The sequence below is a fragment of the Afipia sp. GW823-FHT06G09 genome (assembly GCF_058794875.1).
In genome coordinates, this window is sequence record NZ_JBXAHF010000001.1 from 408742 (window position 1) to 423967 (window position 15226).

19 protein-coding genes are annotated in these 15226 nt (G+C 62.8%); 4 read left to right on the forward strand and 15 right to left on the reverse strand.

Annotated elements, in window-relative coordinates; all coding sequences use genetic code 11:
* Positions 1 to 16: 16 nt before the first annotated feature.
* Positions 17 to 496: a hypothetical protein gene (locus AC1Q67_RS01995; RefSeq protein ID WP_024575036.1), complete on the forward strand. Its 480-nt coding sequence runs from the start codon at positions 17 to 19 to the stop codon at positions 494 to 496.
* A 45-nt stretch (positions 497 to 541) separates the two neighbouring features.
* Here the strand turns inward: AC1Q67_RS01995 and AC1Q67_RS02000 are convergent, their stop codons facing one another.
* From AC1Q67_RS02000 to AC1Q67_RS02020, 5 genes are all read right to left on the reverse strand, one after another.
* Positions 542 to 754: a hypothetical protein gene (locus AC1Q67_RS02000; RefSeq protein ID WP_492235382.1), complete on the reverse strand. Its 213-nt coding sequence runs from the start codon at positions 752 to 754 to the stop codon at positions 542 to 544.
* A gap of 103 nt (positions 755 to 857) precedes the next feature.
* On the reverse strand, positions 858 to 1493 hold the full coding sequence (locus AC1Q67_RS02005; protein WP_024575034.1) for a trimeric intracellular cation channel family protein: 636 nt from the start codon (positions 1491 to 1493) through the stop codon (positions 858 to 860).
* Between the two features lie 594 nt (positions 1494 to 2087).
* On the reverse strand, positions 2088 to 2399 hold the full coding sequence (locus AC1Q67_RS02010; RefSeq protein WP_492235381.1) for a hypothetical protein: 312 nt from the start codon (positions 2397 to 2399) through the stop codon (positions 2088 to 2090).
* A 5-nt stretch (positions 2400 to 2404) separates the two neighbouring features.
* On the reverse strand, positions 2405 to 2917 hold the full coding sequence (locus tag AC1Q67_RS02015) for a hypothetical protein (RefSeq protein ID WP_492235380.1): 513 nt from the start codon (positions 2915 to 2917) through the stop codon (positions 2405 to 2407).
* A 19-nt stretch (positions 2918 to 2936) separates the two neighbouring features.
* Complete coding sequence (locus AC1Q67_RS02020) at positions 2937 to 4469, reverse strand: acyl-CoA carboxylase subunit beta (protein WP_006021023.1); 1533 nt, start codon at positions 4467 to 4469, stop codon at positions 2937 to 2939.
* 171 nt (positions 4470 to 4640) lie between these two features.
* Between AC1Q67_RS02020 and AC1Q67_RS02025 the strand changes: the two genes are divergently transcribed.
* From AC1Q67_RS02025 to AC1Q67_RS02035, 3 genes are read left to right on the forward strand one after another with little or no spacing between them, the layout of a single operon-like run.
* Positions 4641 to 5051 carry a DUF4260 domain-containing protein gene (locus AC1Q67_RS02025; protein WP_492235379.1) on the forward strand — a complete coding sequence of 137 codons (411 nt, stop codon included), beginning with the start codon at positions 4641 to 4643 and terminating at the stop codon, positions 5049 to 5051.
* 25 nt (positions 5052 to 5076) lie between these two features.
* The gene (locus tag AC1Q67_RS02030; RefSeq protein WP_492235378.1) at positions 5077 to 5382 is read left to right on the forward strand and encodes a DUF3303 family protein; all 306 of its coding nucleotides are present in this window, start codon (positions 5077 to 5079) and stop codon (positions 5380 to 5382) included.
* 60 nt (positions 5383 to 5442) lie between these two features.
* Positions 5443 to 5877, forward strand: a complete 435-nt coding sequence (locus AC1Q67_RS02035; protein ID WP_492238140.1) for a hypothetical protein — start codon at positions 5443 to 5445, stop codon at positions 5875 to 5877.
* A 9-nt stretch (positions 5878 to 5886) separates the two neighbouring features.
* Here AC1Q67_RS02035 and AC1Q67_RS02040 read toward each other — a convergent pair whose 3' ends face one another.
* From AC1Q67_RS02040 to AC1Q67_RS02085, 10 genes are all read right to left on the reverse strand, one after another.
* On the reverse strand, positions 5887 to 6288 hold the full coding sequence (locus tag AC1Q67_RS02040) for a nuclear transport factor 2 family protein (protein WP_492235376.1): 402 nt from the start codon (positions 6286 to 6288) through the stop codon (positions 5887 to 5889).
* Positions 6289 to 6370: 82 nt separating this feature from the next.
* Entirely contained in the window at positions 6371 to 7204 is an 834-nt protein-coding gene (gene blaOXA / locus AC1Q67_RS02045) for a class D beta-lactamase (protein ID WP_492235375.1), read from the reverse strand.
* 385 nt (positions 7205 to 7589) lie between these two features.
* On the reverse strand, positions 7590 to 7856 hold the full coding sequence (locus tag AC1Q67_RS02050) for an EscU/YscU/HrcU family type III secretion system export apparatus switch protein (RefSeq protein ID WP_006021030.1): 267 nt from the start codon (positions 7854 to 7856) through the stop codon (positions 7590 to 7592).
* Positions 7853 to 9466: a flagellar hook-length control protein FliK gene (fliK, locus tag AC1Q67_RS02055; RefSeq protein WP_492235374.1), complete on the reverse strand. Its 1614-nt coding sequence runs from the start codon at positions 9464 to 9466 to the stop codon at positions 7853 to 7855. Before fliK ends, AC1Q67_RS02050 begins: the two co-directional genes overlap by 4 nt.
* Before the next feature lie 83 nt (positions 9467 to 9549).
* Complete coding sequence (locus AC1Q67_RS02060) at positions 9550 to 10323, reverse strand: ATP12 family chaperone protein (protein WP_492235373.1); 774 nt, start codon at positions 10321 to 10323, stop codon at positions 9550 to 9552.
* A 9-nt stretch (positions 10324 to 10332) separates the two neighbouring features.
* Positions 10333 to 10713 (reverse strand): hypothetical protein, encoded by a 381-nt coding sequence (locus AC1Q67_RS02065; protein WP_492235372.1) that lies wholly within the window; start codon positions 10711 to 10713, stop codon positions 10333 to 10335.
* A gap of 45 nt (positions 10714 to 10758) precedes the next feature.
* A complete protein-coding gene (locus AC1Q67_RS02070; RefSeq protein WP_492235371.1) occupies positions 10759 to 12009 on the reverse strand; it encodes an RluA family pseudouridine synthase in 1251 nt (416 codons plus the stop codon).
* Entirely contained in the window at positions 12006 to 13337 is a 1332-nt protein-coding gene (locus tag AC1Q67_RS02075) for a replication-associated recombination protein A (RefSeq protein WP_492235370.1), read from the reverse strand. Before AC1Q67_RS02075 ends, AC1Q67_RS02070 begins: the two co-directional genes overlap by 4 nt.
* Positions 13334 to 14728: a DegQ family serine endoprotease gene (locus AC1Q67_RS02080; protein WP_492235369.1), complete on the reverse strand. Its 1395-nt coding sequence runs from the start codon at positions 14726 to 14728 to the stop codon at positions 13334 to 13336. Before AC1Q67_RS02080 ends, AC1Q67_RS02075 begins: the two co-directional genes overlap by 4 nt.
* A 61-nt stretch (positions 14729 to 14789) precedes the next feature.
* On the reverse strand, positions 14790 to 15212 hold the full coding sequence (locus tag AC1Q67_RS02085) for a winged helix-turn-helix transcriptional regulator (protein ID WP_492235368.1): 423 nt from the start codon (positions 15210 to 15212) through the stop codon (positions 14790 to 14792).
* Positions 15213 to 15226: the final 14 nt, after the last annotated feature.

Here is a 15226-nt window from a genome sequence, read left to right on the forward strand (position 1 = left end):
CCGTGGTTGGTACAAGATGGTAGACAGCATCATCGCCCACCGTACATTCCGTTCCCGCACCAGCCGGTGCGCCCACGTCATCGAACGCGTCGGACTGTCCATGGCCGGTGCGTCATGCGGCCTGTTCGTGGCCGCGCATGTTTCGAACGCGCGCGTCGATGCGCTGAGTTCCGTCAGCATGAGTCTTGCTCTGATGATTCTCGGCGCCATCGGCTTCTATCTCGGGATCGATGTCCCCCCTCACCGCTCCGCGAGGCTGCATCTGACCCGCACCGCAACGTCCGCCGTCGAAGATCCGCCCTCGACCGATCCTGTCGAGCTTCTGAGCTCGGCCGGAACCTTCCTTGCAGCCACGACGGCTTTCATTGCGGTCTATTCCATCGTGACCGACGCCGATACATCCACGGCGACGTCGTCGTTGCTCGCGTTTGGCTGGCTGCTTGGTGTCACAATACAGATCGTGGCGGGTCTGACGGCGCGAATGCGGAAAACTTGAACGAATTTCGACGGAATGGGGCTCGCACAGAAACGTGTGCGGACTTCACGACGTCTTTTCGCGATCGCGGTGCAATGCGCCGGTCTTGATGACCACGGACGCGCCGAGCGCTTCGCGTTGTTTTTTCAGCGCTTCCCCCCGCGCCTTCGCACACATCGCCTTGTCATGAGGCGTCGGCTGCTTCGGCCCGACCGCTTCGACGCGTGACACCATTTGCCGGGGCAGATAACTGCCATCGGCAGGCGGCTGGACGATCATGGGAGGAGGTTTGCGTGATGACATGCCACATAAACGCGCAACCTGCCCAATAGTTTCCTGGAACAAAATGCCGCGGCGACCCAGATGCCCCTGAGCGCAGCGCTCAGTGCGGCCCTTCCCGCTCGTAGATGAACTTCGGCATTTCCCACTTGTAGCGGATCGCCAGCAGGCGGAACGTCAGGCCGAACGCGACGGAGCCGATCACCACCGCGACATGCTCGGTGCCGAAATGCGTGGCGGCGACATAGATCGCGCCCGTCATCAGCGAAACGCTGGCGTAAAGCTCGCTGCGGAACAGCAGCGGCACCTCGGTGCAGAGAATGTCGCGCAGCACGCCGCCGGCGCATCCGGTGATCATGCCCGCCACCACCACAATTGTCAGCGGATGGCCCATCCTCATGGCGACGTTGCAGCCGATGATCGTGAAGACGACAAGGCCAATCGCGTCCAGCACCAGAAAGAGCATGTGGAAGCGATGCACCACGCGCGCCAGCGCGATAGTCAGCAGCGCCGCGCCTCCGGTGAGAAACAGCAGCGAAGGATACTTCACCCACAGCAGCGGATAATGCCCGAGCAGCACATCGCGCAGCGAACCACCGCCGAGCGCAGTGACGCAGCCCAGCATCGCGACGCCGAACCAGTCCATCTTGCGCCGCCCGGCCGCCAGCGCCGCCGTCATCGCCTCGGCGACCAGGGCGAACAATCCGAAGAAGAAGAGGACTGATTCTGCGGGCTCCATGGTGGAGGCGTAGCACAGTCCGGCGCGGCTGCAATCGCGGCGCCATGCGCGCCAAAGCATCCGCTTCACATGAGGGCGCGGACCACCCTGTCCCGTTTCCTCCTCGCGCAACGCGAGAATGGAGCGCCGGGAGGCGCCAGGGGCTGGCGAGGCCCCTCATGACGAACCTTTGCGAGAGGTTCGTCCGCGAACCTTGACGAAACGGGTTGCGAATCCGTCTCGCGAGGCGCGCGCGTTCTGCAACGGAGAGGTTTGCGAAGCCTTCCGTCCGAACGCAGCGCCTCCCGGCGCTCCACCAGCCGCGCCCAATGTTCTGGGCGGCGGCCGCGTTGCCCTCCGCGTCATGAGCGCGGAGGAAGTAAAAAGTAACATAGGATTATATTCTTGATAAAGGAAAGTCAAGCTTTCGCCGGGCACTTTCGGCAACCACAGCCGTCATGGCCGGGCTTGGCCCGGCCATCCACGTCTTTAACCCTTCTTCGTCATTGCGAGCGCAGCGAAGCAATCCACGCTTAAAGATGGATTGCTTCGTCGCTACGCTCCTCGCAATGACGACGCGGCCACAGGAACCGGGTCCGGTGATGACAAAGGCGGTTAGGCCGGCCAGCTCTCCGCCTGCACCATGATGTCGCGCGTGCGCTTCACATCCGGCCAGTCGCGGTCGAAATCGCGGATCAAGCGCTTCATTTCCTCCCCGCCGACCGCAGCATCCAGCGACGCGCGGTCCGGGAATTCATACATCGCCAGATGCACGGCAGGATCGTTGGCGAGCCAGTAGCGCCACGCGCGCTTGCAGCCGAACGATTTTACAGCGTCAGGCAGATGTTCGCGCGAATACCACGCATCGAACGCAGCGCGTTTCGATTCATCGGGGACAATGGCGCGGACAACGAGGATGTGGGGCATGGCTCTCAACTTTCGCTAGAAAATGAGTAGCGGTAAGCGACAATCTTTGTGTTGGTTTTGTTGGACACGGGATCGAAATAGAGAATTGATATAGTTGCCGTTACGTCAAGATCATCAAGCGTCCGTTTTGGAAACGCGCCTCGACATTTAAACTGGTGCTGATCCGATGGATTTACCCGAATATCGTCACGGAATATCGCATTGCCCCGAAATGTATTCCACGTCAGCATTTCACCAGTATGACTTTGCTTTTCGTGCAATCGAAGTTCACCAAAACCTACTTCAACATTCCGAATAACTATTGGGTATTTCTGCCTGTTCCAAAATTCAAAATCGAGATGAACGATAAACTCCTCCCCGCCGCCGACCCCACCGAGCCCATGTGAGGTAACAAGGACAATGGGACTCCAGCCAAAATTTTGACGGTATGAAAACAATAATGCCGCGCTTGCGATACACACACCAACGAAAGTGAGGGTAGCGTAAGCTGTTAGCTGGAGTGTTGCGACGTCAGGCATCTCTAAAGAACGTCACCCTCTACAACGGAATGTTGTCGTGCTTCTTCATCGGCACATCGACGTGCTTGTCCTTGAGCATCGCCAGCGCGCGGGCGATGCGCTTGCGGGTCGAGTGCGGCATGATGACGTCGTCGATGTAGCCGCGCTCGGCGGCGACGAACGGTGACAGGAAGCGGTCTTCGTATTCCTTGGTGCGCGCGGCGATCTTCTCCGCATCGCCGATGTCCTGACGGAAGATAATCTCCACCGCGCCCTTCGCGCCCATCACCGCGATCTGCGCGGTCGGCCAGGCATAGTTCATGTCCGCGCCGATTTCCTTCGAGGCCATCACGTCGAACGCGCCGCCGTAGGCCTTGCGCGTGATGACGGTCACCAACGGCACGGTGCACTGGCTGTAGGCGAACAGCAGCTTCGCGCCGTGCTTGATCAGCCCGCCGTATTCCTGCGCGGTGCCCGGCAGGAAGCCCGGCACGTCCACGAAGGTGACGATCGGAATGTTGAAGGCGTCGCAGAAGCGGACGAAGCGCGCGGCCTTGCGCGAGGCGTCAGAGTCGAGCACGCCCGCCAGCACCATCGGCTGGTTGGCGACGAAGCCCACCGTCTTGCCCGCGATGCGGCCGAAGCCGGTGACGATGTTCTTGGCGAACGTATCGGCGAGTTCGAAGAAGTCGCCCTCGTCCACCACTTTCAGGATCAGTTCCTTGATGTCGTAGGGCTGGTTCGGATTGGCCGGGATCAGGGTGTCGAGCGACTCTTCGGTGCGCTCGATGTCGTCGAAGCTCGGCCACTCCGGCACGCCGTCGGTGTTGTTGCTCGGCAGGAAGTCCAGCAGCCGGCGCATCTGGAGCAGCGTCTCGACGTCGTCGCTGAACGCGCCGTCGGCGATCGACGACTTGGTCGCGTGCACGCTCGCGCCGCCGAGTTCTTCGGCGGTGACCACTTCGTTGGTGACGGTCTTCACGACGTCGGGGCCAGTGACGAACATGTAGCTGGTGTTCTTCACCATGAAGATGAAATCGGTCATCGCCGGCGAATAGACGTCGCCGCCCGCGCACGGGCCCATGATGACGCTGATCTGCGGGATGACGCCCGAGGCGATCACGTTGCGGCGGAACACATAGGAGTAACCCGCCAGCGCCGCGACGCCTTCCTGGATTCGCGCGCCGCCTGCGTCATAGAGGCCGATGATCGGCGCCCGCGCCTTCAGCGCCATGTCCTGAAGCTTGGTGATCTTCAGCGCGTGGGTCTCGGACAGCGAGCCGCCGAACACGGTGAAGTCTTTCGCGAACACGAAGGTGGTGCGGCCGTTGACCGTGCCCCAGCCGGTGACGACGCCGTCGCCGGGGATCTTGGTCTTGTCCATGCCGAACTCGACCGAGCGATGCTCGACGAACATGTCGAACTCCTCGAACGAGCCTTTATCGAGCAGCAACTCGATGCGCTCGCGGGCGGTCAGCTTGCCGCGTGCGTGCTGCGCCTCGATGCGCTTGTCGCCGCCGCCCTTTTTTGCGCCCGCGCGGCGTTGATCGAGTGCTTCGAGGATGTGCTTCATGGATTTCGTCCCGGTTTTCACGGGCGGCGGACGCCGCCGTTCTTGGATGGTTGGGCAGCTTTCTAGCACGCTGTTTGGGCGGGGGAAAATGGCCCGGCGGCGTCAAAAATAGCGGGGCTGGCTGGCCCGTGGCGCGTGCTAAAAGGCGTCCTTTACAGGGATTCGCAAGCCATGACCGAGACTACGACGACCCCGGCCCCAGGCGGCGCCACCGGCGGGGTCCGCACCCTGCTGCGGCTGGAGGGCGCGGCGCTCGCCGCCGCCTGCATGGTGTTTTACAGCTATTTCGAGGGCTCCTGGTGGATGTTCGCCATCCTGCTGCTGGCGCCGGACCTGAGCTTTCTGGGCTATCTCGCCGGTCCCCGCGCGGGAGCCGCCGCCTACAACGCCGCCCATGCGGCGATCATCCCGATGCTGCTCGGCATCTTCGCCATGGTCATGCCCTCGGCGCTGGCGATGCACCTGTCGCTGATCTGGTGCGCGCATATCGGGATCGACCGCGCGCTCGGCTACGGCCTGAAATACGACGCGGGATTTACGTTCACCCATCTGGGGCGGATCGGGAAGGACGCCAACGCCTAATCCCCTCGCCTCGAAAGGCCACGCCATGCTGTTTCTTGTCATTTCCGAACCGCGGCCCGAGCGGCCATCCGATGTCGCCAAGGCGCGGCAGGGCTTCTGGCCGTGGATGGAAAGGTACCAGGCGCAGGGCATCTGCAAGCACATCTATCCGCGCGTCGGGCGCGGCGCAGTCGCGATCTTCGATGTGGAGAGCAACGAGGTGCTGCACCGGATTCTGAATGAATGGGCGGACATCATCCCCGCCCGGTTCGACACCTATCCGCTGGTCGATCTCGCCGCGACCAAGGCCGTGCTGGCGGCACAGGTGAAGGGGAAGCCGGCGGAGGATTGAGGGCTGCCTCTAGCCATTCGACGGCTTTTCAGTCAGGCTTTGATTTTATTGATTTCCGATTTGAGCCGGTATGCGATGAACCTCACAGGCGGACGCACGACTCTCATTCTCAATATCTGCGCGCTGGTGTTGGCAATCATCATCAGTATAGAAGGCGCATATATTATTTATCATATTTTCGGCTGGTACAATCGGTCCGATTGGATCGCCAGTTTTGTCCCGGTGCTGGTGATGTTTATTATTAGAAACCGAGGATTTTCGTATGCTTTCCTTTTTCTCCATATACTCGTCGCTCTTGCGCTGTTCACTACATCGCGCCATGTCTATCTAGGAACTTACAAGTCTTACGGCGCTAAATATCCTATTGAGGACGTAGGATTTTTCTTATTCGTTTCGATTCTTTGCCTGGCCGCTTACGGCATTATCGTCCTGATCAGGGCTGCCCTTGCTCTGCTGAACAAGTCCAAGCGATCCGTGGCGGACAATCACGATTGATCTAAACCCTCACGCCTTCGGCGGGCGGCTTTGAACGAAGTAGCTCGACTTGTGCACCACCTTGCCGTCGCGGAGCGTAATGACGTCGACCAGTTCCATGGTCACCGGCTTGCCGTCGGCTGAGGTCGCGGTCAGAATCGATTCCGAGACGAAATGATCGTCGCTGCCGTAGAGCGCGACCGGCTCGAACTTGATGCCCGGCAATCCGGAGATGTCCTTGCCGAATTGCTCGGCGACCGACTCCTTGCCCTTGTAGACCTTCGGGCTGCCGTGGCGCTGATAGCTGGTGTCGTCGGCATGAAACGCCATGATCGCTGCAACGTCGTGGGCATTCCACGCGGCGTTATAGCGCGTGGCGAGGTCTTTCCACGACGAGGTCGGCGCAATTTTCGCGGCTGCTGAAGAGGACATCAACTCACTCCCTGGGCTCATTGTTCTTTTGAATTGACGCGAGCCTAGCCGGTTTCGCGCGGGCGCAAAACCGGACAAAGTGTCAGATGGCTCCTATGTCGCTGAGGCATTGCTGCGCGATCTTCATCCGGCTGGCGATGTGCTTGTCCTCGCGGATGTCGAGGTTCAGCGCGAACACGGTCTGCGCACGGCCCTTCTCGGCCCAGCCGACCAGCCAGCCGAGGCTCGCCTTCACACCCTCGACCGCTGTCCTGTCATCGACGCCGATCAGGCCCGTCTTGGCGCGGATGATGCTGTCGCCCGCCTTCGTCACCGGCAGAATGTCCGCAGTCAAATCCTGCGCGCGCTTCGACACCGGCAGCGTCCGCCGCCGCAGCTTGTCCACGAATGCGATCTGCTCCAGCGGCGAGATACGCAGGTCACCCGTCAGCCAGAAGCGATCGATGCCGCCGCCGATGTTGCGGTTGCCGTACTCGAACGCATCGACATACGTCTGCATCCGCTTCGCGCCGATGCGCCGCGCGATCTGCTGGTAGACCGGCACCACAGAGGCCGCGATGGCGGTGCGCAAGGTGTGGTCCTTGTTCCATTCGGGAATGCTGCGCGTCACGCCATCCCACTTGAAGATGTCCTTGTCCGGATCGGTGACGACGCCGGTTTCCAGCGCAATGACGGAATTGGCAATCTTGAAGCTGGACGCCGGAAGGACAGCCTCGCGGGCGCGGGAATTGTCGCTGGCGATCACCTGCTGATCGTCGGCCCGGAATGCCGCGAAAGCGCCAACGGTGCCGTCGTCGTTGAAATACTTCTGCAAATTCTTGCGGACTTCATATCGCGGCACGCCCGTGGCGAACGCAGGTACGGGGATAACGGCCGCAGCGGCGGCAAGCGACAAGACATGACGGCGGGACAGCAAGGGAGGCTCCTGAAGGCATGATTTCGAAGGCCGGAACGTGTTCCGAAAAAATCACGCCCTTACTAGGGCGGCAGTCGTAAATCGGTTTGACGAGCGGGGCCGAATTCATGCGGCACCGAATACCATCCGGACATCCCTTTATATAGAAAACACATAACTTCGGGCGGCGAACGATCTCGATTTCCTATGACTGACAGCGCACCTGTTTCCCTTGAACGCTCGATAGGTGCGGACATGAAATTTTTCAGCCAGCTGTTTGCAGCCCTGCTGTTGGGCGGCCGATTTGCCACACGGTATCGCCCGGAGGACCACTATATGCGCGGTCCGGGTCCGAAGTGGCGCGCGAAGCATGCGTCGAATGCGTAAGCTTCTGTGCTAACTTCGGTTAGCGCAACCGTCCCGTCAGCCGCATGACGAAAATCAGGACCTCCGCGACGCCCTTGTAAAGCTCGGCGGGAATCTCGTCGCCGAGTTCGACATTGGACAGCGCGCCCGCCAGCACTTCATTTTCCTGAATGGGAATGTCGTTCTCTTTGGCGATTTCGATGATCTTCTCGCCGAGCGTGCCCTTGCCCTTGGCGACGACGCGCGGCGCACCCTTCTTGTCGTAGTGCAGCGCGACCGCGAGACGGTTTTTGATATCGATGCTCACAGCGCGCGATCCAGAAAATGTCCTGCCGGCGGCGGTGCAGCTTTGGGCGGCGCGCCCTCGCCGATCACGATGTCTCCCGGCTCAAGCGCTGCTTCGCGCAGCGCATGCGACAGTTGCGGCGCATTGATGCGGAGCTGCGCCGCAGTGGCAGGCCGCTCGGCCCACATCCGCACCGACGTTCTTCCATGGCTCAATGACACCAGCGCATGCACCGGTCCGGTCGGCTCGACATCGAGCGAGAACCGCGCCCGCCAGGCGCGGCTGGCCGCTTCCGCCTCGCTCGAAGCACCGTCGCGGGATATTTCAAACTGCGCCACTGCGGTGCCCTGTGGTGTCGCAAATGGAATCTCGAAATTCCAGCGCGGCACGGTCGGATCGTTGCGGACGCCGGGCACATCCAGCGGCAACGAGGCCGCCTGCAACAGCGTCTGCCGCGCCAAAGCAGCGTCGGCATCCTCCATCAGGCGATGAGCGACCGCGACCGGCGCGTCGTCCGGCGCGAGCGATGGCAGCGCAACGGACTGCGCGGCGGTTTCCGAGCCGCGAAACGGCGGCGGCGGAACATTGGTGCGCGCAATCGCATCGTCATCCACCTGCATGCGGGTGACGCCTGCATGGGTTTCCGCATTGAGAAGCTTCGCCACCTCGTCCTGGACGCCTTTCGGAAATGCCTGCAAGACTTCCTGCAATGCGGTCAGCCCCGCGCTGGCTGCGGCTGCGCGGTTCGCCGCCGTCGGCAGCGGTTCGTTCGGCGCGTAGATGCGAATTTTTCCATCGAGTTCGGCCGCGTCCTCGGAGATACGCGCTGCGGCTTGCGGCAGCAAAACATCACCTTCCATGTTCGGCGCGAGCGGCGGCGACGCGGATGGCGGCACAGTGGCTGGCTGCGGCGCAGCTGCGGACTCCTGTGCTGCCGCCGTGCCGAGCCACGATGCGACGGTCTGGCGGAATACAATCAGCGCGGCCTTGAGGTCGGGGCCACCGGAAGTCTGCGATGATGCGAGACTTTGCTCGAGGAACAGTCCGGAATTGCGGAATGCGGTTTTCAGCGCGTCGCCCGTCAGATTCTCACCAAGCGGCGTGCGCTGCGCGAGCAGTTGCGCCGCGGCCTGTTGCAGCGTTTGCGGCAGCGTCGGCGATGACGCCGCAACGCCGAGATTTGCGAACAGCGGCGAGAGGCTGCCCTGCCGCGCCGCGGCGCTCTGCACTGCTGCCGAAACCGCAAGCGCTTCAAGATTGGTCAGCACGCGGCCTGCGGCTGCGGCCTGCACGGGCACATCGGCTTTCGGCACGCTGACGGTATCGGCCTTTGCGGCCGCACCGGCGGATGATGGTGTGGAGACGCTCGATGGCGCCGCGCCCTCGCCCGGCACGATCTGAAGCCGCACACCCTGCGGCGTCTGCGACACCGCCAGTTGCAGCGACTGTCCCGGCTGCAACGGCACTTCGGACAGCACTTCGATAGTCAGGTTCGCAATCGCGATGCGGACCAGATTGGCATCGAGCTGCTTGAGCACGGTCGCGTCGATCACGGTGCCCGGCTGCAACGCAACCGCCGCCGCGGGCTGGGCAGCGACAACCGGAAACACGGGATTGATGGCGATCGACATGATGGAGGCCTTGTTCGGCCGCCAAGCTAGCCCAGCGTCGTAAACCTCTCGTTAACCGAAACCATCGTGGAGAGGCTTATGCGTTAAGGAAGCGCCTTCAATACCTTCGCGGCGGCCTCGAAATCCCTGAACTTCGATGCGCGCCGGGCGTCGACTTCCTCGTCCGCGCCCCACTTCTCGCGATTCCAGTCCTCGTCCACATGGGCAGCCGCCCAGACCTGCGCCGCATCCAGCACGCCGTGTTTGAGCGCCAGCGCGAGCAGCGCCGAGCCGGTCAGTGTGGTTGCGACATGGAAGGCGCCGACCGGCCACGCATCCGTCGGCAGCGCACTGCGCGCAGCGGCGACGGCCGTTTCCGGCTGCGCCACATGGATTACGCCCTCGGCGAGAATGAAATGCGCGCCAAGATCATCGGCGGCCCAGCGCAGCACCGGGTCCCAGTGTTCGGCCTGCCGCGCGATCAGCGCGTCGGGAAAACCGGCGCGGTAGAACAAAAGATCGGTCTCGAAGTATTTCGCAGCATCGTCGGCCACAGCCTGCACATTTCCGGCGACGCCATCAATCACGCTGTTGGCGAGGCGCGTCAGCGGCATCGCCATCGGATCGATGTCGTCGGTCTGGGCGTCCCACTCCGCCGCCATCGCCTCGGCGAGATCGCGCGTCGGCGCAGCCAGCGGATTGCGCCCCGGCGTGCGGACCGGCTTGCCGTCGAGCGTGACCCCAAAACCATCGGGGCCTTCGGCAACGCCCGCGCTGGTGTAGAAGCGCTTGCGCAGCGGTGTGCGCGACGACTTGCGCGAAGCCTCGCGCGGATCGAGCGGTGACTTGCCGGCAACCTCATCGAACAGTTCGCGCATCCATCTACTCTACTGGTTCGCGCACTGGCGCGAATAGGCCGCGCGCTGATTTGGGTTAAGCCCCCACGCCGCGCCGTCGTCAAGACAGCGCGCGACGCGGTCGCTGAATGACGGACGGCGGTCACGCTTCAACACTGGCTTCGGCGGCGTGTCCTGCACGACGCGGCCCGGCGTGGTGTTCTGCAGCGCGAACGGCGGCGGCGAATTCATCTGCGGTACGGTCGGCACCACAATCGGCGGCGGCGGAGGCGCCGGCGGTGCGACCGGGAACGGAATGACAGGCTGCGCGCCGACGCCGCCCGGCGGATAGAGCTGCGCCTGCGCGACGCCGGACGCCAGCGCCGACAGCGCGAGCACGATTGCGAATGTGGTTCTCTTCATCACGATCATATCGTTATCCCGGACAGCGGCAGCAAGAGGATCACCCTCGCGTGATCACTCCTCCGGCGCGTTCTCGATCGGATCGAAGCGATCGGCCTCGAGGCCGAGCAGATTCCACGATTGCAGCATGTGCGGTGGCAAGGGCGCAGTCACGTCAATGAATCCACCGCGCGGATGCGGGATCACGATGCGCCGTGCCAGAAGATGCAGCCGCTTCTGGATACCGCCGGGCAGTTCCCAGTTTTCCTTGTTGAAGTATTTCGGATCGCCGACGATGGCGTGATCGATATGCGCCATGTGCGCGCGCAACTGGTGAGTGCGCCCGGTGACAGGTTTCAGCGACACCCAGGCCAGCTTCTGCGCCGAGGCCTCCACCACGGCATAATAAGTTACCGCATGCGCCGCTCCCTCGTCGCCATGGGCGGCGACGCGCATGATGGAATCTTCCTCGCTCTCTTCCTTGGCGAGATAAGTGGAGATGCGCCCCTGCTTCGGTTTCGGCACACCCGCCACCAGCGCCCAGTAGATCTTGCGCGCGGAACGATGGCGGAACGAACCGGTCAGCGCGCTCGCCGCAAAGCGCGTCTTGGCGATCAAAAGACAGCCGGACGTTTCGCGGTCGAGACGATGGACCAGACGCGGCTTCTGTCCCTTGGCGTCGCGCATCGCTTCCAGCATCTGGTCGACATGCTTGGTCATGCCCGAACCGCCCTGCACCGCGAGACCGGCGGGCTTGTTGAGCACCATCAGGTCATCGTCCTCGAACAGGATCATCTTGCGCAATTCGTCGAGCGTCTTGCTCGCGGCTTCGGACAATTCGCCGCCGGCCTTCGGTGCATCGAGCTTCAGCGGCGGAATGCGCACGCTTTGACCTTCTTCCAGCCGGTCCTTGCTGTCCGCGCGCTTGCCGTTGATGCGCAACTCGCCTTTGCGGACGATGCGCTGGATATGGGAGAACGACAGGCCGGGGAAGCGATGCTCGAGGAAGCGATCCACACGCATGTTGTTTTCGTCGGCCGTGACGACAACGGTCTGCACCTTCGTCGGCAACGGCGGCGGCGCGGGCTTCTCTTCCCTGACCGGCTCGGGACGCGCTTCACGCACCGGCGGACGCAACGCAAACTTGCCTGCGGACGCCGGACCGCGCTTCTCCGATCCGCGCTCGCCGAACAACGGTTTGCCTGAACCGGGCTTGCCCGAAGCACGCTTGCCAGAGTCCCGCTTGTCGGCCCCACGCTTCGCGGGGCCGCGCTTGTCGCCGCGCTCGGACTTCTTGGCGAGAGGTTTTCTGAAACGGCGGCTCATGATGATCTGTCTTTTCTCAGCTTGGCCCAGTAATCGAGCCGCTTGCGAATCTCGCGTTCGAAGCCGCGGTCCGGTGGATCGTAGAACGTCTGGCGGCCGAGCGCTTCGGGAAAGTAGTCCTGCCCGGAGAACGCGTCGGGCATATCGTGGTCATACTGATAGCCCGCGCCGTAACCTTCGGCTTCCATCAGCTTTGTCGGCGAATTGAGAATGTGCTTCGGCGGCAAAAGCGAACCGCCCTCCTTCGCCGTGCGCATCGCCGCCTTGTAGGCCACGTAGCCCGCGTTGGATTTCGGCGCGGTAGCGAGATAGATCACCGCCTGCGCGATGGCGAGTTCGCCTTCCGGGCTGCCGAGGAAATCATAGGCGTCCTTGGCGGCGTTGCAGATCGCCAGCGCCTGCGGATCCGCCAGGCCGATGTCCTCCACCGCCATGCGCACCACACGCCGCGCCAGAAACAGTGGATCTTCGCCCGCGTCCAGCATCCGCGCGAGATAATAGAGTGCGGCATCGGGATCTGAGCCGCGCACGGACTTATGCAGCGCCGAGATCAGGTTGTAATGACCGTCAGCGGACTTGTCGTAGATCGGCGCGCGGCGCTGGAGAATCTCCTGCAACTGCGCGGCGTTGAAAATCTCGTCCCGGCGCGCGGCACGCCAGACTTCCTCCGCCAGTGTCAGCGCGGCGCGGCCGTCACCGTCCGCCATCCGCACCAGCGCGGCGCGGGCTTCAGCGTCGAGGGGCAGCTTCCTGCCTTCAACCGCTTCCGCGCGAGCATAAAGCTTTTCCACTGCAGCAACATCGAGCGAGTGAAACACCAGCACCCGCGCGCGCGACAGAAGCGCCGCGTTGAGTTCGAACGACGGATTTTCGGTGGTGGCGCCGACCAGCACCACCGTTCCGTCTTCCATCACCGGCAGAAACGAATCCTGCTGCGCGCGGTTGAAGCGATGCACCTCGTCCACGAACAGCAACGTGCCCTTGCCCATCTCGCGGCGGGCACGCGCGGCATCGAACACTTTCTTGAGATCGGCAACGCCGGAGAACACCGCGGAAATCTGCTCGAACTCCAGTTCGGTCGCATCGGCCAAAAGACGCGCCACCGTGGTCTTGCCGGTGCCCGGCGGTCCCCAGAACACCAGCGAGCCCAGCGTGCGCGTCTCCAGCATCCGCGTCAGCGCACCATCAGGTCCAAGGATGTGATCCTGCCCGACCACATCGGCAAGCGTCCTCGGCCGCAGCTTGTCAGGAAGCGGACGCGGTGCGTCCTGCTCCATGCCGGCGGCGGCGAAGAGGTTCGCGGAAGGCTGTGGTCGCTTCGGACTCATCCCCCGAGCACAACGGACAATTGCTGGCCGCCGCGGATCACGGTGATACGCCAGAGCCGCGAGCCTTCGGTGGCGAGCTTGTTGAGATCCCTGGTCCGGCCGATCTTCTGACCGTTCACGACGGCGATCACGTCGCCCTTCTTGAATCCGACATTAGCCGCGATGGCATCGTCGGGCAAATCGGTCACGACCACGCCCTCGATGCTGCTGTCGAGCTTCAGCTCGTCCGCCAGCGCCGGCGAGATGTTGGCGATCTTCGCACCCTGGAACGGCGAACGCGCTTTAATGACGAGTTCGTCGCGGCCGGTGTCCGGCGCGGTTTCCAGTGCGACCGAGAGCTTGACCGGTTTGCCGCCGCGCAGCACCTCGACCTGCGCCGTCCCGCCGAGCGGACGTGTCGCGAAGCGATAGTCAAACGCATTCGGATCGTCGACGACCTGGCCATCGATGGACACGATCAGATCGGACAATTTCAATCCGGCCTTCGCTGACGGACTCCCCTCAGAGATGTTCGCCACCAGCGCGCCAGTCGGACGCTTCAGCCCGAGCGTCTCGGCGATCTCCGGAGTCACCGCCTGCAGGCGTGCACCGAGCCACGGACGCTTCACCGCACTGCCGCCGCCCTTCGCCGAGGCGACGACAACGCGCACCATGTTGGCCGGAATGGCAAAGCCGATGCCCTGCGAGCCGCCGGAGCGCGAGAAGATCGCGGTATTCACGCCGACCAGCTTGCCGGTCATGTCCACCAGCGCGCCGCCTGAGTTACCGGGATTGATCGCCGCGTCGGTCTGGATGAAGAACTGATAGTCGGTGATGCCAACCTGTGTGCGCGCCAGCGCCGAGATGATGCCATGGGTCACCGTCTGTCCCACGCCGAACGGATTGCCGATGGCGATCACCACGTCGCCGACCAGCGCATCGTCGGAGTTCGAGAACTCGAGCACCGGGAATTTTTCCTTGGTATCCTTCAGGCGCAGCACCGCCAGATCGGTGCGGCTGTCCTTCAGCACGATCTCGGCCTCGAACTCGCGCTTGTCGGAGAGCGAGACCTTCACCTGATCCGCGCCTTCGATAACGTGGTTGTTGGTGACCACGAGACCCGACGCATCGACCATGACGCCCGAGCCCAGCGAGCGCTGCATCTGTTCCGGCTGATTGCCCGGCACGCCGAAGAAACGGCGAAACACCGGATCGTCGAGCAGCGGGTTGCGGTTCTGCACGATCTTGGCGGCGTAGACGTTCACCACTGCCGGCTGTACGCGCTGAACGATCGGCGAATAAGAGAAGCGAAGCTGCGCTGGCGATTGCGGAACGACGCGATCCTGCGCCAGCGCTGGTGCGGCAAGGACGGACGAAACGATAAGCGCGGAAAGCGCACGGATAACGGTCATGAAAGCAATCCTGAACTTGATGTCAAAGATGTAGTCGCGCCCGGTGCAGCAGGAAACGATGTCACGCCGCCTTGGGCCGCTTTGGGGAACGCGATGCAGCGTCCGATTGTGGTTGGGTCTTCTTTGCTCCCGCAGCCTTGTTTTCCAATGCGGCATCGACCCGGGCGCGATTTGCATCGCCCCACGCCTTGAGTGCATCAATCACCGGCCGCAGCCGCTGGCCCGTCTCGGAGAGTTCATAGTCCACCCGGGGCGGAACCTCCGCATACACCTTGCGGACGATCAGGTCATCCTCCTCAAGGGCCCGAAGCTGTTTGGTCAGCATCCGCTGGGTGATGCGGGGCAGCTTCTTGCGCAGTTCGCCGAAACGTAGCCGTCCCTCCTGCAGGTGATAGAGAATGACGCCCTTCCACTTGCCGTCGATCAGATCGAGCGTGACCTCAACCGAACAGCCCGGAGCGCAGCCGAAATCCTGTCGTTTCATGGGTTGAATTCCAA